The following is a 22,617-nucleotide window of genomic DNA, read 5'->3' as shown; positions in this document are numbered from 1 at the left end:
GCCCATGCGTGCTGGAGCGAGCACACAAGCTTTTCGGGCGCCAATGCCCAAAAAAGCGTAGCGGACCGGACGCAGACGAAAAACGCCGGATGGGCGGTCGCGAGACCGCACTACTATAGAACACGAGCGATCCCGCGACCGCCCGTCTTCCCGGAATACCTATGATGCCTCGACTGGCAAAACCAGGTCGAGAACGCGAGTCATGGGCGCGAGGAAATGCCCAAAGCCCGGCCGTCGGGCGCGGCAACGGGAAGCTGGGTGTAAACCGGGGCGCGGTCCGGGCAAGCCGCAGCGTTAGGGGCGAACCAACAGATCGAAGGAGGCCGGCACGATGAACCCAGAACCCATTCTTTCCACCGCCGGCAATCCCTTCCCGCCGGGGCTGAAGCCGGTTTTCGTGCGGCTTGATCCGATACCGGGCATCCCGCCCGAACGCATGCTGCCGCGCCCGCTCGACCCGAACCCGCCAAAACCGGATTTTTCGCATCTGGTCACCACCGAAACCTATCTCTACGAGCCGCCCGACGCCGGCACGCCGCGCTTCAAGCTCAGGTTTGAGCCGCGCGGCAGGGGCGCAAGCGAGGCGCAACATGCCGCCTACCGGCGCTCGCTCGAGCGGCATTTTCGCACCCGCGGCGTCTATCTCAAGCTGATGCAGTTGCTGTGCGGCGCGCTTGGCAATTTCAGGCGGTGCGGGCAGCATCAGTGCCGGCGCGAAAAGGCCTGCCGTGCCCGCCGCGACGAGGATGCGTTCAGCATCGATCTCGCCGTCTTTCCGCCCTGCGTGCCGCTCGACCTCGACATCATCGCAAGCTACCGCGAGGCGGTGCGTGCCGAGGTCGACCGTCTGTGCGCCTGGCATGCGAAGCAGGATTCCGGTCCGGGCGATTTCGTGGCATGATCGCGTGGTTAGCCGGGGAAACGCCATGATTCGCTTCGTCATCATCGCCTTGGTTCTCGTAAATCCCGCTTTCGCGGACGACATGAATTTCTACATGAAGAACCAGCAGGATCGCGGGGTTGCGGTCGAACTGTTCAGCCATGACCGCAATGTGGTGTGGCCGGGCGACAACAAGGTCTATTTCCTCGAAGCCAAGGAAAAGAAGTCGGTGCCGGTGAGTTGCGAGGCCGGCGAGCGGATTTGCTATGGCGCCTGGATCAATGGCGACGACAGCGTTTTCTTCGGCGTCGGGCCGGACAATGACCAGCCGCCTTGCGAATATTGCTGCTTCCTGTGCGTGGCCAAGTCGACGCAGGTCATCTCCATCACGCCCTGAAAGGGCTGCGAAACAGCGGCAATGCGCCGTCCGGCGTCGTGGTCGTGGCTTTATCCCAGGGCCGCTATGGTCTAGGGCTTGAGGATCATTCCTCCAACTTCCCCGGACCGCATGTAAAATGAACGCTCGCCCGAAGCCCTCGCCGCTTGTCCCCGCTCCCCTTTTTCTCGGCATAGATACCGGCGGCACCTACACCGATGCGGTGCTCTGGTCGGACAGCGGCGGTGAAAAGGGGACGGTTCACGCCAAGGCGAAGTCGCTGACCACGCGCCACGATCTGGCGGTCGGTATTTCGGGCGCGGTCGACGCGGTTTTGCAGAAAGCCGGCACCGATCCGGCCGGCATCAAGCTGGTGTCGATGTCGACCACGCTTGCCACCAATGCGCTGGTCGAAGGGCAGGGCGGGCGCGTGGCGCTGGTCATGATCGGGTTTTCCGAGGCCGATCTCGACCGCGACGGCCTGCGCAAGGCGCTGGCGTCCGATCCCGTGCTTTTCGTGCCCGGCGGCCATGACGTGCATGGCAACACCGCCGATCTCGATCTTTCCGCACTGGAGGCAGCGCTGCCCGAGTTGGAAAAATCGGTGTCGGGCTTTGCCGTCTGCGCCTACTTCGCCACCCGCAATCCGGCGCATGAACTGGCCGCGCGCGACCTGATCCGCGAACGCACCGGGCTGCCGGTTACGGCCAGCCACGAATTGTCGGCCAAACTCGGCGGACCGCGCCGGGCGCTGACGACGCTGCTCAACGCCAGGCTGATCGCCATGATCGACCGGCTGGTCGCCGCGACTGAGGGTTTTCTGGCAGCGCGCAACATTTCCGCGCCGCTGATGGTGGTGCGCGGCGACGGCGCGCTGGTTTCGGCGGCCTTCGCGCGCCAGCGCCCGATCGAGACGATCCTTTCCGGCCCGGCCGCCAGCCTCGTCGGCGCCCGCCACCTGACCGGCCTCGCCAACGCCATCGTCTCGGATATCGGCGGCACCACCACCGACGTCGCCGTGCTGGACCGTGGCCGCCCCAGGCTCGACCCGGAAGGCGCGACGGTTGGCGGGTTCCGCACCATGGTCGAGGCTGTCGCGATGCGCACCTTCGGCCTTGGCGGCGATTCCGAGGTGGGATTGCAGCCGGGTGCGCTCGATCCGAAACTCCTGCTCGGGCCGCGCCGGCTTGTCCCGCTGGCGCTCGCCGGGATGATGAACGCCGAAGCCGTCACGACCGAACTGGAACGCCAGTTGCGCGACCCGAACCCGAGCCGCATGAGCGGGCGTTTCACCATCCGCACCGGCGTTCCCGAACGGCTTGCGGCGGGCTTGTCGAAGGCGGAGGCGCATCTCTACGAGGCGATCGGCACGGTGCCGATGGCGCTGGACCGGCTGCTCATCTCCAATGCCCAGAACGCGACCTTGAACCGGCTGGTGGCGCGGGGCCTTGTCCATGTATGCGGCTTCACGCCGTCGGATGCCGCCCATGTGCTGGGCCGCCAGGCAAACTGGAATGCGCGCACCGCCCATCTCGGCGCCGAATTGTTCGCCCGCAAGCGTGACGGGCGCGGGCAGCTCATCGCCACTTCGGCCGAGCATTTGGCGCAGCGCGTGCTGAGCACGCTTACCCGGCGTTCGGCTGAAGCGGTCCTGGAAACGGCCTTCGCCGAGGATGGGATGGACGGCCCCGGGACGGTCGCGCATGCGCTGGTCCAGCGCGCCCTCGATGCACATGGGGACATCGCGCGCCTTGCTGTCTCGCTGGATCGGCCGGTCATCGGCCTTGGGGCTTCGGCGGCGCTGCATTATGCCGGCTTGCCGGCGCTTGTCGGCAATGAATGTCTGGTGCCGGACGATGCCGGCGTCGCAAACGCGCTGGGCGCGGTAGTCGGGCAGGTGCGGGTTTCCGCCGAAGCGCGCGTCAGCCAGCCGCAGGAAGGCGTGTTCCGTCTCGCCTCGGGCGAGACCATTCGCGATTTCGAGACCGAAGAGCCGGCCATCGCAGCCGCCCGGGAAGACGTGCGCCGGATCGCCGCCAGCCGTGCCGAGGAAGCCGGCACCGACAATGCCGAGATCGAGGTCACGTGCCAATTCCACGTTTCGATGGTGCAGGACCAGCGCATGTTCGTCGAGGCGCTTATCGTGGCGGTCGCATCGGGCAGGCCGCGGATCGCGGTTTGATCCATTGCGCGCAGGCAAAGCGGAAGGGCGTATGATCGGGCTTCATCGTAAGCCGAATTGACCGTTTCGCCCGGTCATGGCAAACGCCCCTCATGCTGCGCTGAAATAGCTGCGATAAGGACTTGGAGAAATTTGAAATGACTGAACGTATCGAAATAGCCGGACTGAAGGTTGCGCGGGAGCTTCACGATTTCGTCGTGAACGAAGCGCTGCCCGGCACCGGCATCACGGCCGATGCGTTCTGGAACGGCTTCTCGGCCATTGCCCATGACCTCGCCCCGAAGAACCGGGCGCTGCTGGCAACCCGCGATGCCATGCAGGCAAAGCTGGATGAATGGTACCGCGCCAACGGCGCGCCGATCGACATGGAGGCCTATAAGGGTTTTCTGAAGGAGATCGGCTATCTGGTGCCGGAAGGGCCGGCCTTTGCCGTGACGACGACGAATGTCGACCCGGAGATCGGCGTCGTCGCCGGTCCGCAACTGGTCGTGCCGGTGATGAATGCGCGCTATGCGCTGAATGCCGCCAATGCGCGCTGGGGCTCGCTCTACGACGCGCTCTACGGCACCGACGCGATACCCGAGACGGACGGGGCCGAAAAGGGCAAGGGCTTCAACCCCAAGCGGGGCGAAAAGGTCATCGTCTGGGCCAAGGCGTTTCTTGATGAAAGCGCGCCGCTTACCACGGGTAGCTGGGCCGGCGTCAGCGGGTTCACGGTGGCGAACGGCATGCTTCGGCTGGCAGCCGGTAGCGGCACCACCACGCTTGCCGATCCAAAACAGTTCGCCGGCTATCGCGGCGACGCCGCCAACCCGCACGCGGTGCTGCTGGTCAAGAACGGCCTGCATGTCGAGATCGTCGTCGACCGGAGCAACGCCATCGGCAAGACCGATGCGGCCGGCATCGCCGACATGATCGTGGAATCCGCGCTGACCACCATTCAGGATTGCGAGGATTCCATCGCCGCCGTTGATGCCGAAGACAAGGTCGTCGTCTACCGCAACTGGCTTGGCCTGATGAAAGGCGACCTTTCCGAGGAGATCAGCAAGGGCGGCAAGACCTTTACCCGCAAGCTGAACCCCGACCGCACCTATACCGCACCCGACGGCGCTACGCTTTCGCTGCCGGGCCGTTCGCTGATGCTGGTGCGCAATGTCGGCCACCTGATGACCAACCCGGCGATCCTTCTGTCGGACGGCACGGAAATTCCGGAAGGCATCATGGATGCGGCGATGACGGCGCTGATCGCGTTGCACGACATCGGACCGAACGGCGCGCGCCGGAACTCGCGCGCCGGTTCCATGTACGTGGTCAAGCCGAAAATGCACGGGCCGGACGAAGTGGCGTTTGCTGTGGAGCTTTTTGCACGGGTCGAGAAGCTGCTCGGCCTGCCGGAAAACACCATCAAGATGGGCATCATGGACGAGGAGCGGCGCACCACCGTCAACCTCAAGGAAGCCATCCGTTCGGCCAAGGATCGCGTCGCCTTCATCAATACAGGTTTCCTCGACCGTACCGGCGACGAGATCCACACCTCGATGGAAGCCGGCCCGATGATCCGCAAGGATGACATGAAGCAGGCCGCGTGGATTTCAGCCTATGAGGACTGGAACGTCGATACCGGCCTCGAATGCGGGCTTGTCGGCCATGCGCAGATCGGCAAGGGCATGTGGGCGATGCCCGACATGATGGCGGCGATGCTGGTCGAGAAGATCGCGCATCCGCGCGCCGGAGCGAATACGGCATGGGTGCCTTCGCCGACAGCGGCGACCCTCCATGCCACGCATTACCATCGGGTCGATGTGCAGGCTGTGCAGCAGAAGCTGAAGAACCGGCCGAAGGCGAAGCTCGAAGACATCCTGTCGGTGCCGGTAGCAACCCGCCCGAACTGGTCGCCCGAAGACATCCAGGCCGAACTGGACAACAACGCGCAGGGCATTCTGGGTTATGTCGTGCGCTGGATCGACCAGGGCGTCGGCTGTTCCAAGGTGCTGGACATCCACGATGTCGGTCTGATGGAAGACCGCGCTACGCTGCGCATTTCCTCGCAGCACATCGCCAACTGGCTGCGCCACAAGGTCTGCACCGAGGAGCAGGTGATGGAGACGATGAAGCGCATGGCGCTGGTGGTGGACCGCCAGAACGAAGGCGATCCGCTCTATCGGCCGATGGCCAAGGATTTCGACGGTTCGATCGCGTTCAAGGCCGCCTGCGACCTGGTGTTCAGGGGCCGCGAGCAGACCAACGGCTACACCGAGCCCTTCCTGCACGCACGCCGTCTGGAGTTGAAGGCGCGCGAGAAGGGTGCTTCGTAAACGGCCATGATCGTCCTCGCCATCGATTGCGCCGCCAGCCTGTGCGCGGCCTGCGTCTATGATGCGGGCGCGCAGAGGGAACGCGGTCGCAGCGTGCTCGATCTTGGCAAGGGCCATGCCGAACATCTGATGGCGGTGATTGCGGAGGCCTTGAAGCAAAGCGGCGTCGGCTACCCGGTCCTTGGCGCTATCGCCGTCTCTACCGGGCCCGGTTCCTTTACCGGCGTGCGCGTCGGCGTCTCCACCGCGCGCGGACTGGCGCTGGCGCTGAAAATCCCGGCCATAGGCGTGACCACGCTGGAAGCCCTGGCGCAGGAAGCGCGAGCCCGATTTCCGGGCCGCGCGGTGCTGGCGGCGCTGGATGCCGGGCGCGAAGAGTTTCACGCCGCTTTCTATGATGAAGCAGGGATCTTGCGCCATGGCCCGGCCATAGCGACGCTGTCCGAAATGACTGGCATGGCCAACGCCAGCGCTCCGGTGCTGGTCGGGACGGCGGCGGAAAAAATCGCAACTGCCGCGACCGGCGCTTTCGACCTTGGGCCGACCGCGGCGACAGCCGATATAGCAATATATGCAAGGCTGGCAATCGCCAGGGGCGCTGGCGAAAAACCCCATCCGGTCTATTTGCGCGAAGCCGATGCCAAGCCGCAGGCCGGTTTCGTCCTGCCGAGGACTTCCTGATGCGCATCCCTTTCCTGTCGTCGGGGCGAAAGGAATTTGCGTTGGAACCGCTGACGGTGGCCGACAGCGAGGCCGTGTCCGCGCTGCATCGCGAGGACTTTGTCCGGCCATGGGACGCGGCCGAATTTTCTTCGCTGCTCGAACAGGACACCGTCTTCGGCTATGGTGTGCGCGAGGTCGGCCACGGCGCCAAGGCTCCGGTGGGCTTCGTTTTGGCGCGGCTGGCTGCGGGCGAGGGGGAAATCCTGACCGTCGCCGTCGCCCGTTCGCATCGCCGGCGTGGCTTGGGCTGGCAGTTGATGGACGCTGTCTTGCGCGAACTGCATGCTCACCGCGCCGAGGCGCTTTTTCTTGAAGTGGACGAAACCAATATTCCGGCGATCGCGCTGTATCAGCGGCTGGGCTTTCGCGAAGTGGGCCGGCGCGCCAATTACTATCGCTCGAGCGAACACGGACCGACCGGCGCGCTCGTCATGCGTCGCGATCTGCGGTAGCGACGGATAATGATCGTAAGAATCCGGATTTTCGTTGCCGTGGCGTTCATCGCAATCAGCACGCTGGCGCTTGCGCCGCTGCAGATTATCGCGATGAAAACGGGCCTGTGGCGCGAGACGGTCATTTTGAAATGGTGGCACCGCGCCATGCTCAAAGGCCTGGGCATTCGGGTCCACGCTGTCGGGACGCTATCGGACAAGCGCCCGCTGCTGGTTGCTTCGAACCATATTTCCTGGACCGACATCATGGTGCTGGGCTCGCTGGTCGACGTGCAGTTCATCGCCAAGTCCGAACTGGAGGGATGGCCGCTGCTGGGCTGGCTGTCGAAGCTGCAGCGCACCGTATTCATCGAGCGCGAGCGCAAGCGCAAGTCGGGCGACCAGGCGAGCGAAATCGCGACAAGGCTGGGCAAGGGCGACGCCATGGTGCTGTTCGCCGAAGGCTCGACCAGTGACGGCAATATCCTGCTGCCGTTCAAGAGCACGCTGTTCGGCGCTGCTTCGATGGCGATCGGCGAGGGCGCGGTCGAGGAAGTGTTCATCCAGCCAGTGGCGATTGCCTATACCCGCCTGCATGGCGTGGCGTTCGGCCGGCATGACCGAGCCATCTCCGCCTGGATCGGCGATCAGGATCTGCTGCCGCACGTCAAGGCGCTGCTTTCGCAGCGCGCGCTCGATGTGGAAGTGCATTTCGGCGAGCCAGTGGTGTTTGCGCGCGGCTCGAACCGCAAGGAGGCGGCGAAATCGGTGGAGTGCCGCGTCCAGGGCATGATGGAAACCGCATGGCGCGATCCGCGCCCCAGCCGCTCTTCTGCCCCCAATCGCCCGCAACCATAGAATCGTCTGTTTTTTGTCATGGAAAGGCGTTAGAAGCCGCCGCATGGAATTGGACACTACATTATCGCTGGCCAACGAGGTTGGCTTGGCGGACAAGGGGCCGGGCGCAGGGACGAAAAAAGTCTTCGTCAAGACTTATGGCTGCCAGATGAACGTCTACGATTCGCAGCGCATGACCGATGCGCTGGTCGCCGACGGCTATGTTGCGACCGACGCCATCGGCGAGGCCGATCTGGTGCTGCTGAACACTTGCCACATCCGCGAGAAGGCGGCGGAAAAGGTCTATTCGGAGCTTGGCCGCATTCGCGACATGAAGGCCGAGCGCGCGCTGGAAGGGAAATCGCTCACCATCGGCGTTACCGGCTGCGTCGCGCAGGCGGAAGGCGCGGAGATCATCCGCCGCGCGCCTTCCGTCGATCTGGTCATCGGCCCGCAGACCTACCACCGGCTGCCGGACGTGCTGGCCAGGGTGCGCGGCGGCAAGAAGGTCGTCGAGACGGAATACGCGCTTGAAGACAAGTTCGAGCACCTGCCGCAGCCGAAGCGCGCCGAGATCATCCGCCGCGGCGTCACCGCGTTTTTGACCGTGCAGGAAGGCTGCGACAAGTTCTGCACCTTCTGCGTGGTGCCCTATACGCGCGGTTCGGAAGTGTCGCGCTCGGTCGCCCAGATCGTCGCGGAAGCCGAGCGGTTGGCTGAGGCCGGCGTTCGCGAGGTGACGCTGCTCGGCCAGAACGTCAATGCATGGCATGGCGAAGGCGAAAGCGGAGCCGAATGGGGCCTTGGCCGGCTTTTGACGCGGCTGGCGGAAATTCCGGGCCTTGCGCGCCTGCGCTACACGACCAGCCATCCGCGCGACATGGATGACGAACTGATCGCCGCGCACCGCGATCTGCCCCAATTGATGCCCTATCTGCACCTGCCGGTGCAGTCCGGTTCCGACCGTATCTTGAAGGCGATGAACCGTCGGCATACGGCGGCGGATTATCTAAACCTGCTCGACCGGGTTCGCGCCGCGCGTTCGGACATCGCCCTGTCCGGCGATTTCATCGTCGGCTTTCCGGGTGAGACGGATGCCGATTTCGAGTCGACGATGCAACTGGTCCGCGATGTCGGCTATGCCTCCGCCTTCTCGTTCAAATACTCGCCGCGCCCCGGCACGCCGGGCGCGGAAATGGATGGGCATGTGCCGGAGCAGGTCAAGGATGAGCGCCTGCAGCGGCTTCAGGCATTGCTGGTGGAACAACAGCAGGCGTTCACCGTTTCAATGGTCGGCAGGACGATGCCGACCCTGATCGAGAAGCCGGGCCGACAGGCCGGCCAGAAGGTCGGCCGCTCGCCCTGGCTGCAGCCCGTAATAGTTGATGAAAAGGCCGGCGAGATCGGCGACATTATCAATGTGCGAATCACTGGAACGGGCTTCAACAGCCTGCATGCCGAATTGGCCGCCGAAAGCCCCGCATGACGGGTTCGGCAGATGAGGAGAGACGGTTGAGCGCAACTGAACTCAAGGATACCCCCCCAGTCGGGGCTTCCGACATGGCGCATATCGTCCTCACCTTCGACAACAACAAGCTTGCGAGCGCGCTCTACGGCCAGTTCGACGAGAATCTGGCCCGGCTCGAGCAGAAGTTGGGCGTCGATATCCGCTCGCGCGGCAACCAGTTGACGATCAAGGGTTCCGCGTCCGCCGCCGAACAGGCGCGCCGGGCCCTGGATAATCTCTACGGGATTTTGCAGAAGGGCGTCGATATCGGCCAGTCGGACGTGGACGGCGCCGTGCGCATGGCCATTGCCGCCGACGATCAACTGACCCTGCCGACACTGGAGCGCAAGGGCAAGATGGCCGCCGCCCAGATCACGACCCGCAAGAAGACCATCTACGCCCGCTCGCTCAACCAGGACGCCTATATGCGCGCGCTGGAACGCTCCGAACTGGTGTTCGGCGTCGGCCCGGCCGGCACCGGCAAGACCTATCTGGCGGTGGCGCATGCGGCGATGCTGCTGGAGCGCGGCATGGTCGAGCGCATCATCCTGTCGCGTCCAGCGGTGGAGGCCGGCGAGCGGCTTGGCTTCCTGCCCGGCGACATGAAGGAAAAGGTCGATCCCTATCTTCGCCCGCTTTACGACGCGCTTTATGACATGATGCCGGCCGACAAGGTCGAGCGCGCCATCGCCGCCGAAGTGATCGAAATCGCGCCGCTGGCTTTTATGCGCGGCCGCACATTGGCGCATGCCGCCGTCATTCTCGATGAGGCGCAGAACACCACGCCGATGCAGATGAAGATGTTCTTGACGCGCCTTGGCGAAAATTCGCGCATGATCGTGACCGGCGATCCGACGCAGATCGACCTGCCGCCGAACACCAAGTCCGGTCTGGTCGAAGCCTTGCGCGTGCTCGACGGCATTCCGGGCATGGTGACGGTGCGCTTCAACGACGGCGATGTCGTGCGTCATCCGCTGGTCGCCGAGATCGTCAAGGCCTATGATCGCGACGGCAAACTCGCCCGCGGCCTTGGCGGCGGGAACTGACACATGGCACTCGCTTGACACCCATTTCGACTGACGATCAACCGGTAGGAAAGCTGCCGGTCGAAATCGACCTTTTCGTGGAGGCCGGCGCATGGCCGGACGAAGCGGAATTGCTGCGCATGGTCGAACGCGCCGTTTCCGCAACGCTTGCCGAGATCGGCACAAAAGGCGCGTCGGAACTCAGCCTCGTCTTTTCCGACGATGCCCATGTCCAGGCGCTCAATGTCGGCTGGCGCGGCAAGGACAAGCCGACCAACGTCCTGTCCTTTCCGGCTTTTCCACCCTCGCGCGGCAGCCTGATGCCACCCATGCTGGGCGATATAGTTCTGGCTTGGGAAACGGTGGCGCGTGAAAGCGAACTGGAAAACAAGCCGCTGGCGCACCACATCACTCATCTCGTGGTTCATGGCCTGCTGCATCTGCTGGGTCATGATCACATAGTCGACATGGAAGCCGAGGAGATGGAGGCGCTGGAACGCGCGGCGCTTGCAAGGCTTGCCATTCCCGATCCCTACGCGTAACACCAAAACAGCAATTGACCGGACGACAATGAACGAAAAAGTAGAGATTGCCGCCCGCCCCGAGGCAGGCACTGGCATCAGGCCTTCCGAGAAATCGGAAGACGAATCCGGGCCTAGTACCACCGCGGCCGCAGGTGCGGCGGAGCATGCGCCTGCCGGTCCATCGCTTCTCCAGCGTGTCACAGGCTTGTTCAGGCCGCGCAACGGCCCTTCCTTGCGCGAAGAAATCGCCGATGCACTGGCGGAAACGGCAACCGACGCAAGCGCCTTCTCGCCCGGTGAGCGCGCCATGCTCAACAACATCCTGCGGTTGCGCGAAGTGCGCGTCGAGGACGTCATGGTGCCGCGTGCCGACATCGAGGCGGTCGAGATCGATACGACGCTCGGCGAATTGCTGAGCCTGTTCGAGCAGTCCGGCCACTCGCGCATGCCGGTCTATTCCGAGACGCTGGACGATCCGCGCGGCATGGTTCACATCCGCGACGTTCTCGCCCATATCACCAAGATCGCGCGCGTCAAAAAGGGCAGGGCGACGAAGAAGGCGCCGGCGCCTACCGCCCTCGACCTGGCCAGGGTCGATCTCACCCGTTCGATCCACGAACTCACGCTCATCCGGCCGGTGCTGTTCGTGCCGCCGTCGATGCTCGCTTCCGACCTGATGGGCCGGATGCAGGCGGCGCGCACGCAGATGGCGCTCGTCATCGACGAATATGGCGGCACCGATGGCCTAGCCTCGCTGGAAGACATCGTCGAGATGGTCGTCGGCGATATCGAGGACGAACACGACGACGACGAGCCGATGATCACCCAGGCCGGCGACGGCGTGTTCATCGTGGATGGCAAGGCGGAGATAGACGACGTCACCAAGATGATCGGCGACGAGTTCGCGGCTGGCGAGCACGGCGAATCCGTCGATACGATCGGCGGCATGATCTTCAACACGCTGGGCCGCGTACCGGCGCGCGGCGAAGTGGTGCAGGCGATACCGGGCTTCGAGTTCCATGTCCTCGACGCCGACCCGCGCCGGGTAAAGCGCGTTCGCATCGTCCATAGCGGGAAGGCGGAACGCCGCCGCCGCGCCGCACGTACGGAACAGGCGTAAAACCCTTCCGACCAAGGCGGGGGATTTGCTGTTCGACCCGATAGAGCGCGCACAAGTGCCGCTGGTAGATTTAGGGCGACGCGCCATTTGGAGCGCAGGCCGCGGCCTGATAAATCTTCTGCCATGATTCGCATGACGTGGAAGCCCTGATGCACCGCCTTGCCGGTCGGATAATTCTGCTGTGGGGATGGCGGCGCGCGCTGGCAGCGTTCCTCGCCGGTGCGCTGGCCGTATTGGCGCAGGCGCCTTACGACTTCTTCGCCGTTGGTTTCGTTTCCTTCCCGGTCCTGGTTTGGCTTCTGGACGGCGCCACCGGCGATGCGTCCGACGGCTGGTTCAAGCGCCTGCGCCCGGCTTTTTCGACCGGCTGGTGGTTCGGCTTCGGCTATTTCCTTGCCGGCCTGTGGTGGATCGGCGAAGCGCTGCTGGTCGAGGCCGACAGCTTCGCCTGGGCCTTGCCGTTTGCCGTTATCGGCATTCCCTTCGCACTCGCCTTTTTCTACGGTTTCGCAACCATGGTCGCGCGCCTGTTCTGGAGCAGCGACATCGGCCGCATAGCGGCACTGGCCTTCGGCTTCGGTCTTGCCGAATGGCTGCGCGGTTTTCTGTTTACCGGTTTTCCGTGGAACGCCATCGGCTATGCGGCCATGCCGGTTCCCTTGCTGATGCAGAGCGTGTCGGTGGTCGGCATGAACGGCATGAACGTGCTGGCGGTTTTCGTCTTCTCGTTGCCGGCCTTGCTGGCGGCGCGCCGGCATGTTCGATCAGGCGTCGCCCTTCTGGTTGTCCTGATCGGCGCGCATGTGGCCTTTGGTTATCTCCGGCTTACCAGTCCGATGGATGCGGCGGCGAAAAGCCTCAATGTCCGCATTGTCCAGCCCAATGTCGATCTTGCGGAAAAATGGGACGCCTCGGTTCGGGACCGCATTTTCTCCGGCCTGATGGAACTGTCGGCCAAGGCGCCGGAGGCGGGTAAGGATAAGCCACGGCTTATCCTTTGGCCGGAGACATCCGTTCCCTTTCTTTTTACGCAACGCCCCGATGCGTTGGCAGCCCTCGGAACCATGCTGGGCGAAGGCCAGACGCTGGTTGCCGGCATTGTTCGAGAAGAGGGTGCGGCCGCATCGGAGGTCGACAACCGCTATTATAACTCGGTCGTGGCCATCAACGATCACGGCGAAATCGTCGATGCGGTGGACAAGGTGCATCTGGTTCCGTTTGGCGAATACCTGCCGTTTTCTGGGTTATTGCGTCGCCTGGGCATAGAGCAGCTTGTCGCGGGCCCGATGAATTTCGAGGCCGGCACCGAACGGCACCCGATCAAACTGCCCGGTGGCATTAACGCTGTTCCGTTCATTTGCTACGAAGTCATTTTTCCCGATCTGGTGGCAGTTGACGTAGCGTCAGCCGACGTTATTGTGAACCTGACAAACGATGCCTGGTTTGGGGACACACCAGGCCCTTATCAACATTTCGGGCAAGCGCAGGTTCGTGCGGTAGAAAATGGCTTACCCCTGTTGCGAGCCGCCAATAACGGCATTTCTGCCGTGATCGACTCGCGCGGGCGCATCGTGGATGCGTTGGCGATCAACGTTCGCGGTGCGATCGACGTGAAGGTGCCGGTCGGCAGGCAGAGCGTGGTTTCGGCCGGCCAACGGCGTATTAACGGGTTTGCGCTAATGCTGCTGATGCTCATCGCGGCAGGCTTATTCAATGTAAGGCAAAAGCGACGTGTGAATTGACAGGATATATATATTAGAATTGCATAGTGTGCTCGCCTGACGCTTACGCATGGGCCGGAGTGACACGAGAAGCCGGCTGTTTCTTCGGGATAGAAAAGAATAATGCCGAGAAATTTCGGCGAGGAAAAGATGGCAGAAGAAAACAAGAAGCAGCCGAATCCTATCGATATTCACGTAGGCAGCCGCATCCGACTTCGCCGCAACATGCTCGGCATGAGTCAGGAAAAGCTCGGCGAAAGCCTCGGCATCACCTTTCAGCAGATCCAGAAATACGAGAAGGGAACCAACCGCGTCGGCGCCAGCCGGCTTCAGGCGATCGCTTCTATCATCGGCGTGCCGGTTTCCTTTTTCTTCGATGATGCGCCGGGTCAGGAGGCTGCGGGCAATCGCGGTTTCGCCGAGGATGCTTCAGCATCCTTCGCCGTCGAATTCTGCTCGACGCCCGAGGGGCTTCAACTCAATCGTGCCTTCTACAAGATCAGCGATAAAAAAGTGCGCAAGGGGATCGTCGACCTCGTCAAGGCGCTCGCCGCAGACGACGCGGACTGACCTGCCCCTGCCGGCAACTGGCGGCCGGTCGGTCGGTGTCGCCCTGCATGGGTTCCCTATTCCGCGGCCGGCAAGGTGTTTTTTCCGCTTTTGACGGCGGAAATTGATTTTTCTTCCCACGACGCCGGGTTGCTTGCGGGTTACTTACGGTTTCGGGGCTGCCGGAATGGCCGTGGATGCACTTGACGAGCCGGGACAGGCACCGATAACAGGTGTCGCGCCTGTCGTTTGCGTCGCCTGTCTTCATCGTCCGATGCAAACCATTCAGGTCAATGTCTGAATCAGGAAACCACTGAAATCGGCAGTTTTGCAGATTGCTTTTCAAGAGGGGACACCCGTGCGCCGTCAAAACTATTTCTTTACCTCGGAATCCGTATCCGAAGGCCACCCCGACAAGGTATGTGACCGCATCTCGGACGAGATCGTCGACCTTGTCTACCGCGAGGCCAAAAAGTCGGGCATGAACCCCTGGGACGTGCGCGTCGCCTGCGAAACGCTGGCCACCACCAACCGGGTCGTCATTGCCGGTGAACTGCGCGTTCCCAATTCGCTGCTGAAGAAAGACAAGCAGGGCGGCATTCTGGTGGATGCCGAGGATTTTCCGGTCATCAACCCGGCGAAGTTCAAATCCGCCGCGCGCAAGGCCATCCGTGAGATTGGCTACGAGCAGGCTGGCTTCCACTGGAAGACGGTCAGGATCGACGTGCTGTTGCACGGCCAGTCGGCCGACATCGCGCAGGGCGTCGACAACGCGTCCGATCGGCAGGGAGAAGAGGGTGCCGGCGACCAGGGCATCATGTTCGGCTACGCCTGCCGCGAAACGCCGGACCTGATGCCGGCGCCGATCTATTACAGCCACAAGATCCTCGAACTGCTGGCCGCCGCGCGTCACGCAGGCGAGGGCGATGCCGGCAAGCTGGGTCCTGACGCCAAGAGCCAGGTGACCGTCCGCTACGAGAACGGCAAGGCTGCCGAAGCCACGCAGATCGTGCTTTCGACTCAGCATCTCGATGCAAGCTGGGACTCCAAGAAGGTTCGCAGCGTCGTGGAACCCTATATTCGCGAGGCGCTTGGCGACCTGCCGATAGCCGCCGACTGCAACTGGTACATCAACCCGACCGGAAAGTTCGTCATCGGCGGTCCCGACGGCGATGCCGGCCTCACCGGCCGCAAGATCATCGTCGACACCTATGGCGGCGCGGCCCCCCATGGCGGCGGCGCTTTTTCCGGCAAGGACACCACCAAGGTAGACCGTTCGGCGGCCTACGCGGCGCGCTATCTTGCCAAGAACGTGGTCGCCGCGAAATTGGCCGAACGGTGCACGATCCAGCTTTCCTATGCCATCGGCATCGCCCAGCCGCTGTCGGTCTATGTCGACCTGCACGGCACCGGCCATGTCGACGAAGGCAAGCTGGAACAGGTGCTGCGCACGGTGATGGATTTGTCGCCGTCCGGCATCCGCCGCCATCTCGACCTCAATAAGCCCATTTACGCCAAGACGTCGTCCTATGGTCACTTTGGCCGCAAGGCGGGCCGCGACGGTTCTTTCTCCTGGGAAAAAACCGATCTCGTAAAGGCGCTCAAGGACGCCGTCGCAGCCTGATTGCGACCGCAGATGAGCGAACATGACAGACCGGTCCGTTCTACCGAAGCGTTCTTCGGCCGGCGGCGCGGCAAGACCATCCGCCCGCAGCAGGCGGAAGCGCTTGAACGCGGGTTTGCCGCCTACCGGCTCGACCTGACGTCGCCGCCGCCCGCAGACCTGCGTACGCTGTTTGAAGCCGAGGTCTCGACTGTCCGCCTCGAAATCGGCTTTGGCGGCGGCGAGCACCTGCTGCATGAGGCGGGCAGCGACCTGTCATCCGGCTTCATCGGCGTCGAACCGTTCGTCAACGGCATGGCCAAAATGATGATGGCTATCCGCAAGCAATCGCTTACCAATCTGCGCGTGCATGACGACGATGCCACGCAATTGCTGGACTGGCTGCCGCAGGCTTCGCTGGACAGCATCGACCTGCTTTACCCAGACCCCTGGACCAAGAAGAAGCACTGGAAGAGGCGGTTCGTCGCGCCCGTCAATCTCGGCCGTTTCGCGCGGGTTCTGAAACCGGGAGGCCGTTTCCGGTTTGCCTCCGATATCGACAGCTACGTGAACTGGACGCTGCTGCATTGCCGGGAAAACGGCGCTTTCGAGTGGCAGGCGGCTGCCTGCGAGGATTGGCACGAGCCTTATCCCGGCTGGCCCGGAACGCGCTATGAGGCGAAGGCGCTGCGCGAGGGCCGCCGGCCTGCCTATCTGACGTTCCGGCGCCTGTGACCATGCCTGCGGGCATTGCGACAACATTGTATTGACAAGGCCCGTGCGTAAAAGTTTGTATGTCTATCCGTCCTGTCAGGGTGCCGCCGCGCACAAGCCGATCCTTTGGCCGATCCTTTGGCTAGCCCTTTGAACGAAAAAGTTGAAAAACGGGGAACATCATGAAGAAACTGACTTTTGCTCTGTCTGCGGCCTTCATTCTCGCCAGTGCCAGCGCCTGGGCGGCCGACTACAAGATCATGGCGCCGGCGGCGCCCGGCGGCGGCTGGGACCAGACCGCACGGGCGATGCAGACGGCGCTGCAGGATGAAAAGATTTCCTCCAACGTACAGGTCAACAACATTCCCGGCGCCGGCGGCACCATCGGCCTGGCGCAGTTCGTCAATAATGGAACCGGCGATCCTTCGCAGCTTATTGTCGGCGGCTATGTCATGGTCGGCGCGATCCTGACCAACAAATCGCCGGTTACCCTCGCCCAGGTTACGCCGATCGCCCGCCTGACGGGCGAATATGAGGTGCTTGTCGTTCCGACCGCATCGGACATCAAGGACATGGCCGGTCTGGTCGAGAAACTGAAGGCCGATCCGGGCGCGGTGTCTTGGGCCGGCGGCTCTGCCGGCGGCGTCGATCACATCACGGCCGGCCTGATCGCCAAGGCTACCTCCGTCGATCCCACCAAGGTCAATTACATCGCGTTTTCGGGCGGCGGCGAAGCGCTCGCAGCCATTCTGGGCGGGCAGGTGACCGTCGGCATTTCCGGCTATGGCGAGTTCGAATCGCAGATCAAGGCCGGGCAGCTTCGCCTCATCGGCATTTCCAGCGACGAGAAAATCGAAGGTATCGACGCTCCCACCTTCAAGGAAGGCGGTGTCGACGTTTCCATCCAGAACTGGCGCATGGTGGCCGCTGCTCCCGGCATCACGGACGAGCAGAAGGCGGCTATCGGCGCGGACATCGAAAAAATGGTGCACTCCGCGACCTGGCAGAAGATCCTGGCTGACAAGGGTTGGGCCGACACCTACCTCGCGGGCGATGCTTTCGCCAAGCAGCTCAAGGCCGATACGGATTCGACCGAGGCCATCCTAAAGGACATCGGCCTCGTAAAATGAGCCAGACGCCCAGCGAAGAACCCACGCCGGCGAAGGCGGGCACACCGGACAAGGCGGTGCTTGTCATCGCGGCCGGGCTGGCGTTGCTCGCCGTCGTCATCGTCTGGAGCACGGCGTTGATGGGGACGGGCGGGGCTTATTCCCGCGTCGGCCCCACGACATTCCCCTATGTCATCGCCGCGGTGTTGTTCGTGCTGGCGATCTGCACGGTGGTGTCGGGGATGCGCGGCAGCTTTCCCGCGCGTGAACCGGAGGCGATTGCACCGGTTCTGATGATTGTCGGCGGTCTCGTCGGCCAGATGCTGCTGCTCAAGGCGGCGGGATTTTCGATTGCCACCGGCATCCTCTTCGCGGCAACGGCGCGCGCCTTCGGTCGCGGGCCGTTGTGGATGACGTTTCCCATCGGCATCGTCCTGTCTTTCGTCGTCTGGTTCATCTTTGCCAAGGGCCTGCAATTGACGCTGCCGGCCGGACCGCTCGAAACATTTATCACCTCCTGAAACGGGCCTGGTAACGCGGCATGGATACCTTTACTCTTCTCGCGCACGGGTTTCTGGTCGCTCTTGAGCCGATGAACCTGTTCTATGCCCTGGTCGGCGTCACGCTGGGCACGGCGGTCGGCGTGCTTCCCGGCATCGGGCCGGCGCTGACGGTGGCGCTGTTGCTGCCCGTTACCTACAAGCTCGATCCGGCAGGCTCGCTGATCATGTTCGCCGGCATCTACTATGGCGGCATGTATGGCGGTTCCACGACGTCGATCCTGTTGAATACGCCGGGCGAAAGCGCGTCGATCGTCACCGCGCTGGAGGGCAATAAAATGGCCCGAAAGGGCAGGGGCGGCCCGGCTCTGGCAACGGCCGCCATCGGCTCCTTCGTTGCCGGCCTCATCGCCACGCTCGGCCTTGCGCTGATCGCGCCGACCATCGTCAAGATGGCGCTGTCCTTCGGGCCGGCGGAATATTTCGCGCTGATGATCCTGGCTTTCATGACGGTGTCGGCGGCGTTCGGCGATTCGGCATTGCGCGGCCTGACGGCCCTGTTTCTCGGTCTTACGCTGGGCTTGATCGGCATCGATCTTCAGACCGGACAGGCGCGGCTGGCGTTCGGCGTGCCCGATTTGCTCGACGGCATCGAGGTGACGACGCTTGCGGTTGCGATGTTCGCTATCGGCGAGACGCTGAGCGTTGCCGCCTCAAAGTCCGGCGACGACGACAAGGTGGAATCCGTCAAGGGTTCCGTGTGGATGAGCCGCGAGGACTGGTCGCGGTCGTGGAAGCCATGGCTTCGCGGAACGGCGATCGGGTTCCCGATCGGCGCCATGCCGGCCGGCGGCGCCGAGATCGGCACGTTCCTTTCCTATTCGACGGAAAAGGCATTGGCCAAAAAGCCGGAGGAATTCGGCCATGGCGCCATCGAGGGCGTTGCCGGACCTGAAGCCGCCAACAATGCCTCGGCGGCTGGAACGCTGGTGCCGCTTTTGACGCTGGGCCTGCCGACGACGGCGACCGCCGCGATCATGCTGGCCGGCTTCCAGCAATTCGGGCTACAGCCCGGACCGCTGCTGTTCACCAATAACTCCCAGCTTGTCTGGGGTCTGATCGCCAGCCTTCTGGTCGCGAATTTCATGCTTTTGGTGCTGAACCTGCCGCTGATCGGCCTGTGGGTGAAGCTTCTCACCATTCCCAAGCACTGGCTTTATGCGGGCATTCTGGTTTTTGCCACGCTTGGCACCATCGGCGCCAATCCGTCGGTGTTCGAACTCGGCATCCTGCTGGCCTGCGGCCTGCTCGGCTATGGCCTGCGCCGGTTCGGTTACCCCATCGCCCCGGTGGTGATCGGGCTCATCCTCGGGCCGATGGCGGAGCAGCAATTGCGCCGCGCGATGGCCATCAGCCAGGGCGACGTGACCGTCCTATTCCATTCGTGGATTGCGATCAGCCTGTGGACGCTGGCGATTGCCGCCGTGGTCGTGCCGATGATCATGCGGGCGCGAGGCAAGGGCCAGGTGCTGGCCCAACTGGCAGGCGACGAAGACTGAGCTTCGTGTCTGCCATGCATGCCGGCGCTTAAAGTATCGGACCGAAAAGTGGTCCCGGTTTTCGGATTATTCCGATGCTCCATCAAAGTGTTAGAGCGTTCTTTGTGCGTCCGATCGGACGCACGGCGCTCAAAAGTGCCGGATCTTGTTGAACTGGCGCGGGTCGATGCCGAGCACATGCAGGTCGCGGTCGAACGGCCGGCGGCCTCCTTCGACGGCGGCGGCAACGACGATTGCGCTGCCTAGCAATTCGACCAGACGACCGACCGACGAATTCTTCATCCTACTGATCATGGGTATACCCCTTTGTCTCAATTCTCGCGCTAATTGTGCGCTGCAACATATATGGGCGTTCCTTTGGCCGATACGAGGGGCCTTCGTGCATGGAAGCCATGCCTTTCCGGTATGGGTCGCCCTTGGGGCAAGGCGGGGCTTGAAATTTCCGGAAAGGCGGTCTATCTTCCAGTCAAATTCTTGGTCGGCATGACGAAGAGTGGGTCCAACCGGTCCCGCTCTTTTTTGTTACCTGGAGTGCGGAATCGAAAAGCCGATAGCGGCATCCGGTCATGCGTGACCGAAAAAGGAACTAGATGATAGTGACGGCAGGCGACGACATCGGCGACGACCGCATCGTCCGCGAAAGCGGCATCGAAGCGCGGGTTGCGGCGATCATCCAGCCGGTGCTGCGCGCCATCGGCTTTCGCCTCGTGCGGGTGCAGCTTTCGGCCCAGAACGGCGGGACGCTGCAGGTCATGGCCGAACGCGAAGACGGCACCATGACGGTCGAGGATTGCGAAGAGGTCAGCCGCGCGGTGTCGCCGGCGCTCGACGTCGACGACCCGATCGAGAAGGCCTATCACCTCGAAATATCGTCGCCGGGCATCGACCGCCCGCTGGTGCGCAAGTCGGATTTTTCGACTTGGACCGGCCATCTGGTGAAGATGGAGACTTCGGTCCTCGTCACCAGCAGGAAGCGCTTCAAGGGCAAGATCGAGCAGGCCGATGCCGAAAGCGTCGTTATCCGCAACGAAAAGCCGGCCGATGGCGAAGATCCGATGGTGCGCGTTCCCTACGACGCGATCGCCGAGGCGCGGCTGATCCTGACCGACGACCTCATCCGTGACGCCTTGTCGCAAGACAACAGGGCGCGCAAGGAAGCGAAGAAGCGCCGCGGCGAGCCGGACGATTCGCCCGATGACGCGGCGCTTGATGACGTGACGCCCGATAACGTGGCCCCCGATAACGTGGCTCGCGACGAAAACGAACTTTGAACCGTGATTGAGCAGCCGGGCGCCAAGGCCCGGTAACAGGCTCGGGAGAAAAAAGATGGTTGTAAGCGCCAACAGGCTTGAACTGCTGCAGATCGCCGATGCGGTCGCGCGTGAAAAGTCGATCGACAAGCAGATCGTCCTCGATGCGATGGCCGACGCCATCCAGAAGGCGGCGCGCTCGCGTTACGGCCAGGAGACGAACATCCGCGCCGACATCAACCCGAATACCGGCGAGATGAAGTTGCAGCGGCTGATGGAAGTGGTCGAGAAGGTGGACGACTACGCCACCCAGATCGCGCTTTCCACCGCCCGCGAGCGCAACCCCGACGCCCAGCTTGGCGACTTCATCGCCGAGCAGTTGCCGCCGATGGATTTCGGCCGCATCGCCGCCCAGTCCGCGAAGCAGGTTATCGTCCAGAAAGTGCGCGAGGCCGAACGCGACCGCCAGTATGACGAATACAAGGACCGCATCGGCGAGATCATCAACGGCACGGTCAAGCGCGTCGAATACGGCAACGTCATTGTCGATCTGGGCCGGGGCGAGGCGATCATCCGCCGCGACGAACTCATTCCCCGCGAAAACTACAAATATGGCGACCGGGTTCGCGCCTATGTCTACGACGTGCGCCGCGAGCAGCGCGGTCCGCAGATATTCCTGAGCCGCACGCATCCGCAGTTCATGGCCAAGCTCTTCACCATGGAAGTGCCGGAAATCTACGACGGCATCATCGAGATCAAGTCGGTCGCCCGCGATCCGGGCTCGCGCGCCAAGATCGCCGTGATTTCCCGCGATTCGTCCATCGATCCGGTCGGCGCCTGCGTCGGTATGCGCGGTTCGCGCGTCCAGGCCGTGGTTGGCGAACTGCAGGGCGAGAAGATCGACATCATTCCGTGGTCGCCTTCGGCCGCTTCCTTCATCGTCAACGCGCTGCAGCCGGCGGAAGTCGCCAAGGTGGTGCTGGACGAGGATGCCGAGCGCATCGAAGTCGTGGTGCCGGACGACCAGCTTTCGCTGGCCATCGGCCGCCGTGGCCAGAACGTGCGTCTTGCCTCGCAATTGACCGGCTGGGATATCGATATCCTGACCGAGCAGGAAGAAAGCGAACGCCGCCAGAAGGAATTCGTCGAGCGCTCCGCTCTGTTTATGGATGCGCTGGACGTGGACGAGATGGTCGGCCAGGTGCTGGCTTCCGAAGGCTTCACCAGCGTTGAGGAAGTCGCCTATGTGGAGGCGGAAGAGATCGCCACCATCGACGGTTTCGACGAGGACACGGCTTCCGAAATCCAGCAGCGCGCGCGCGAATATCTGGAGAAGATCGAAACCGAGCACGATGAAAAGCGCAAGGCGCTGGGCGTCGCCGACGAGCTTCGCGAGATTCCGGGCGTGACCACCGCCATGATGGTGACGCTTGGCGAGGATGGCGTGAAGACCATCGAGGATTTCGCCGGCTACGCCGCCGACGACCTGACCGGCTGGAAGGAACGCAAGGACGGCGAAACCAAGGTGTTTCCGGGTGTGCTCGCCAACCATGGCGTGTCGCGCGCGGACGCCGAGCAGATGGTTCTGGCCGCCCGCCTGAAGGCGGGCTGGATCACCGAGGACGAGCTTGTGGTGGATGAGGAAGCCGCCGACGAAGCCGTCGGTGCGTGAGGTGAAACCGCATCGCACAC

The 22,617-nt window shown here is 63.1% G+C and carries 21 protein-coding genes; 20 read left to right on the top strand and 1 reads right to left on the bottom strand.

Translation table 11 applies throughout. The features are described from left to right. Positions 1-331: 331 nt before the first annotated feature. The 18 genes from ACX3P1_RS16350 (at position 332) to ACX3P1_RS16265 (ending at position 19,675) form a co-directional block, all read left to right on the top strand. Positions 332-901, top strand: coding sequence for a hypothetical protein (locus tag ACX3P1_RS16350; protein WP_459080643.1), 570 nt, complete (start codon positions 332-334; stop codon positions 899-901). A gap of 25 nt (positions 902-926) precedes the next feature. Continuing rightward, a complete protein-coding gene (locus ACX3P1_RS16345) occupies positions 927-1,277 on the top strand; it encodes a hypothetical protein (protein WP_459080642.1) in 351 nt (116 codons plus the stop codon). A gap of 118 nt (positions 1,278-1,395) precedes the next feature. After that, a complete protein-coding gene (locus ACX3P1_RS16340) occupies positions 1,396-3,438 on the top strand; it encodes a hydantoinase/oxoprolinase N-terminal domain-containing protein (protein WP_459080641.1) in 2,043 nt (680 codons plus the stop codon). A 137-nt stretch (positions 3,439-3,575) separates the two neighbouring features. Then, a complete protein-coding gene (locus tag ACX3P1_RS16335) occupies positions 3,576-5,753 on the top strand; it encodes a malate synthase G (RefSeq protein WP_459080640.1) in 2,178 nt (725 codons plus the stop codon). Positions 5,754-5,759: 6 nt separating this feature from the next. Beyond that, positions 5,760-6,434: a tRNA (adenosine(37)-N6)-threonylcarbamoyltransferase complex dimerization subunit type 1 TsaB gene (gene tsaB, locus ACX3P1_RS16330; protein ID WP_459080639.1), complete on the top strand. Its 675-nt coding sequence runs from the start codon at positions 5,760-5,762 to the stop codon at positions 6,432-6,434. After that, positions 6,434-6,928: a ribosomal protein S18-alanine N-acetyltransferase gene (rimI, locus tag ACX3P1_RS16325; protein WP_459080638.1), complete on the top strand. Its 495-nt coding sequence runs from the start codon at positions 6,434-6,436 to the stop codon at positions 6,926-6,928. Before tsaB ends, rimI begins: the two co-directional genes overlap by 1 nt. Before the next feature lie 9 nt (positions 6,929-6,937). Then, on the top strand, positions 6,938-7,765 hold the full coding sequence (gene olsA, locus ACX3P1_RS16320) for a lyso-ornithine lipid O-acyltransferase (RefSeq protein WP_459080637.1): 828 nt from the start codon (positions 6,938-6,940) through the stop codon (positions 7,763-7,765). Between the two features lie 43 nt (positions 7,766-7,808). Beyond that, complete coding sequence (gene miaB, locus ACX3P1_RS16315; RefSeq protein ID WP_459080636.1) at positions 7,809-9,230, top strand: tRNA (N6-isopentenyl adenosine(37)-C2)-methylthiotransferase MiaB; 1,422 nt, start codon at positions 7,809-7,811, stop codon at positions 9,228-9,230. Positions 9,231-9,304: 74 nt separating this feature from the next. After that, positions 9,305-10,297 (top strand): PhoH family protein, encoded by a 993-nt coding sequence (locus tag ACX3P1_RS16310; protein WP_459080654.1) that lies wholly within the window; start codon positions 9,305-9,307, stop codon positions 10,295-10,297. Between the two features lie 23 nt (positions 10,298-10,320). After that, the gene (gene ybeY / locus ACX3P1_RS16305; RefSeq protein ID WP_459080653.1) at positions 10,321-10,818 is read left to right on the top strand and encodes an rRNA maturation RNase YbeY; all 498 of its coding nucleotides are present in this window, start codon (positions 10,321-10,323) and stop codon (positions 10,816-10,818) included. A 28-nt stretch (positions 10,819-10,846) separates the two neighbouring features. Next, positions 10,847-11,920, top strand: coding sequence for a hemolysin family protein (locus ACX3P1_RS16300; RefSeq protein WP_459080635.1), 1,074 nt, complete (start codon positions 10,847-10,849; stop codon positions 11,918-11,920). Between the two features lie 149 nt (positions 11,921-12,069). Next, the gene (lnt, locus tag ACX3P1_RS16295; protein WP_459080634.1) at positions 12,070-13,662 is read left to right on the top strand and encodes an apolipoprotein N-acyltransferase; all 1,593 of its coding nucleotides are present in this window, start codon (positions 12,070-12,072) and stop codon (positions 13,660-13,662) included. A 129-nt stretch (positions 13,663-13,791) separates the two neighbouring features. Then, positions 13,792-14,211 carry a helix-turn-helix domain-containing protein gene (locus ACX3P1_RS16290; protein ID WP_459080652.1) on the top strand — a complete coding sequence of 140 codons (420 nt, stop codon included), beginning with the start codon at positions 13,792-13,794 and terminating at the stop codon, positions 14,209-14,211. Positions 14,212-14,548: 337 nt separating this feature from the next. Continuing rightward, complete coding sequence (gene metK, locus ACX3P1_RS16285) at positions 14,549-15,814, top strand: methionine adenosyltransferase (RefSeq protein ID WP_459080633.1); 1,266 nt, start codon at positions 14,549-14,551, stop codon at positions 15,812-15,814. 12 nt (positions 15,815-15,826) lie between these two features. Further along, on the top strand, positions 15,827-16,528 hold the full coding sequence (gene trmB / locus ACX3P1_RS16280) for a tRNA (guanine(46)-N(7))-methyltransferase TrmB (RefSeq protein WP_459080632.1): 702 nt from the start codon (positions 15,827-15,829) through the stop codon (positions 16,526-16,528). Between the two features lie 161 nt (positions 16,529-16,689). Continuing rightward, positions 16,690-17,637, top strand: a complete 948-nt coding sequence (locus tag ACX3P1_RS16275; protein ID WP_459080631.1) for a Bug family tripartite tricarboxylate transporter substrate binding protein — start codon at positions 16,690-16,692, stop codon at positions 17,635-17,637. Further along, complete coding sequence (locus tag ACX3P1_RS16270; protein WP_459080630.1) at positions 17,634-18,137, top strand: tripartite tricarboxylate transporter TctB family protein; 504 nt, start codon at positions 17,634-17,636, stop codon at positions 18,135-18,137. The genes ACX3P1_RS16275 and ACX3P1_RS16270 overlap by 4 nt, the downstream gene beginning before the upstream one ends. A 20-nt stretch (positions 18,138-18,157) precedes the next feature. Continuing rightward, positions 18,158-19,675 (top strand): tripartite tricarboxylate transporter permease, encoded by a 1,518-nt coding sequence (locus ACX3P1_RS16265; RefSeq protein WP_459080629.1) that lies wholly within the window; start codon positions 18,158-18,160, stop codon positions 19,673-19,675. Positions 19,676-19,804: 129 nt separating this feature from the next. On the opposite strand, the gene ACX3P1_RS16260 is transcribed toward ACX3P1_RS16265, so the two are convergent. Beyond that, positions 19,805-19,969 carry a hypothetical protein gene (locus ACX3P1_RS16260; RefSeq protein WP_459080628.1) on the bottom strand — a complete coding sequence of 55 codons (165 nt, stop codon included), beginning with the start codon at positions 19,967-19,969 and terminating at the stop codon, positions 19,805-19,807. Positions 19,970-20,271: 302 nt separating this feature from the next. Between ACX3P1_RS16260 and rimP the strand changes: the two genes are divergently transcribed. Next, complete coding sequence (rimP, locus tag ACX3P1_RS16255; protein WP_459080651.1) at positions 20,272-20,946, top strand: ribosome maturation factor RimP; 675 nt, start codon at positions 20,272-20,274, stop codon at positions 20,944-20,946. Positions 20,947-21,001: 55 nt separating this feature from the next. Continuing rightward, entirely contained in the window at positions 21,002-22,597 is a 1,596-nt protein-coding gene (gene nusA, locus ACX3P1_RS16250; RefSeq protein WP_459080627.1) for a transcription termination factor NusA, read from the top strand. Positions 22,598-22,617 lie beyond the last annotated feature (20 nt).

It is taken from the genome of Mesorhizobium sp. A623, assembly GCF_054489405.1.
This window is presented reverse-complemented; position numbering and strand designations above follow the sequence as displayed.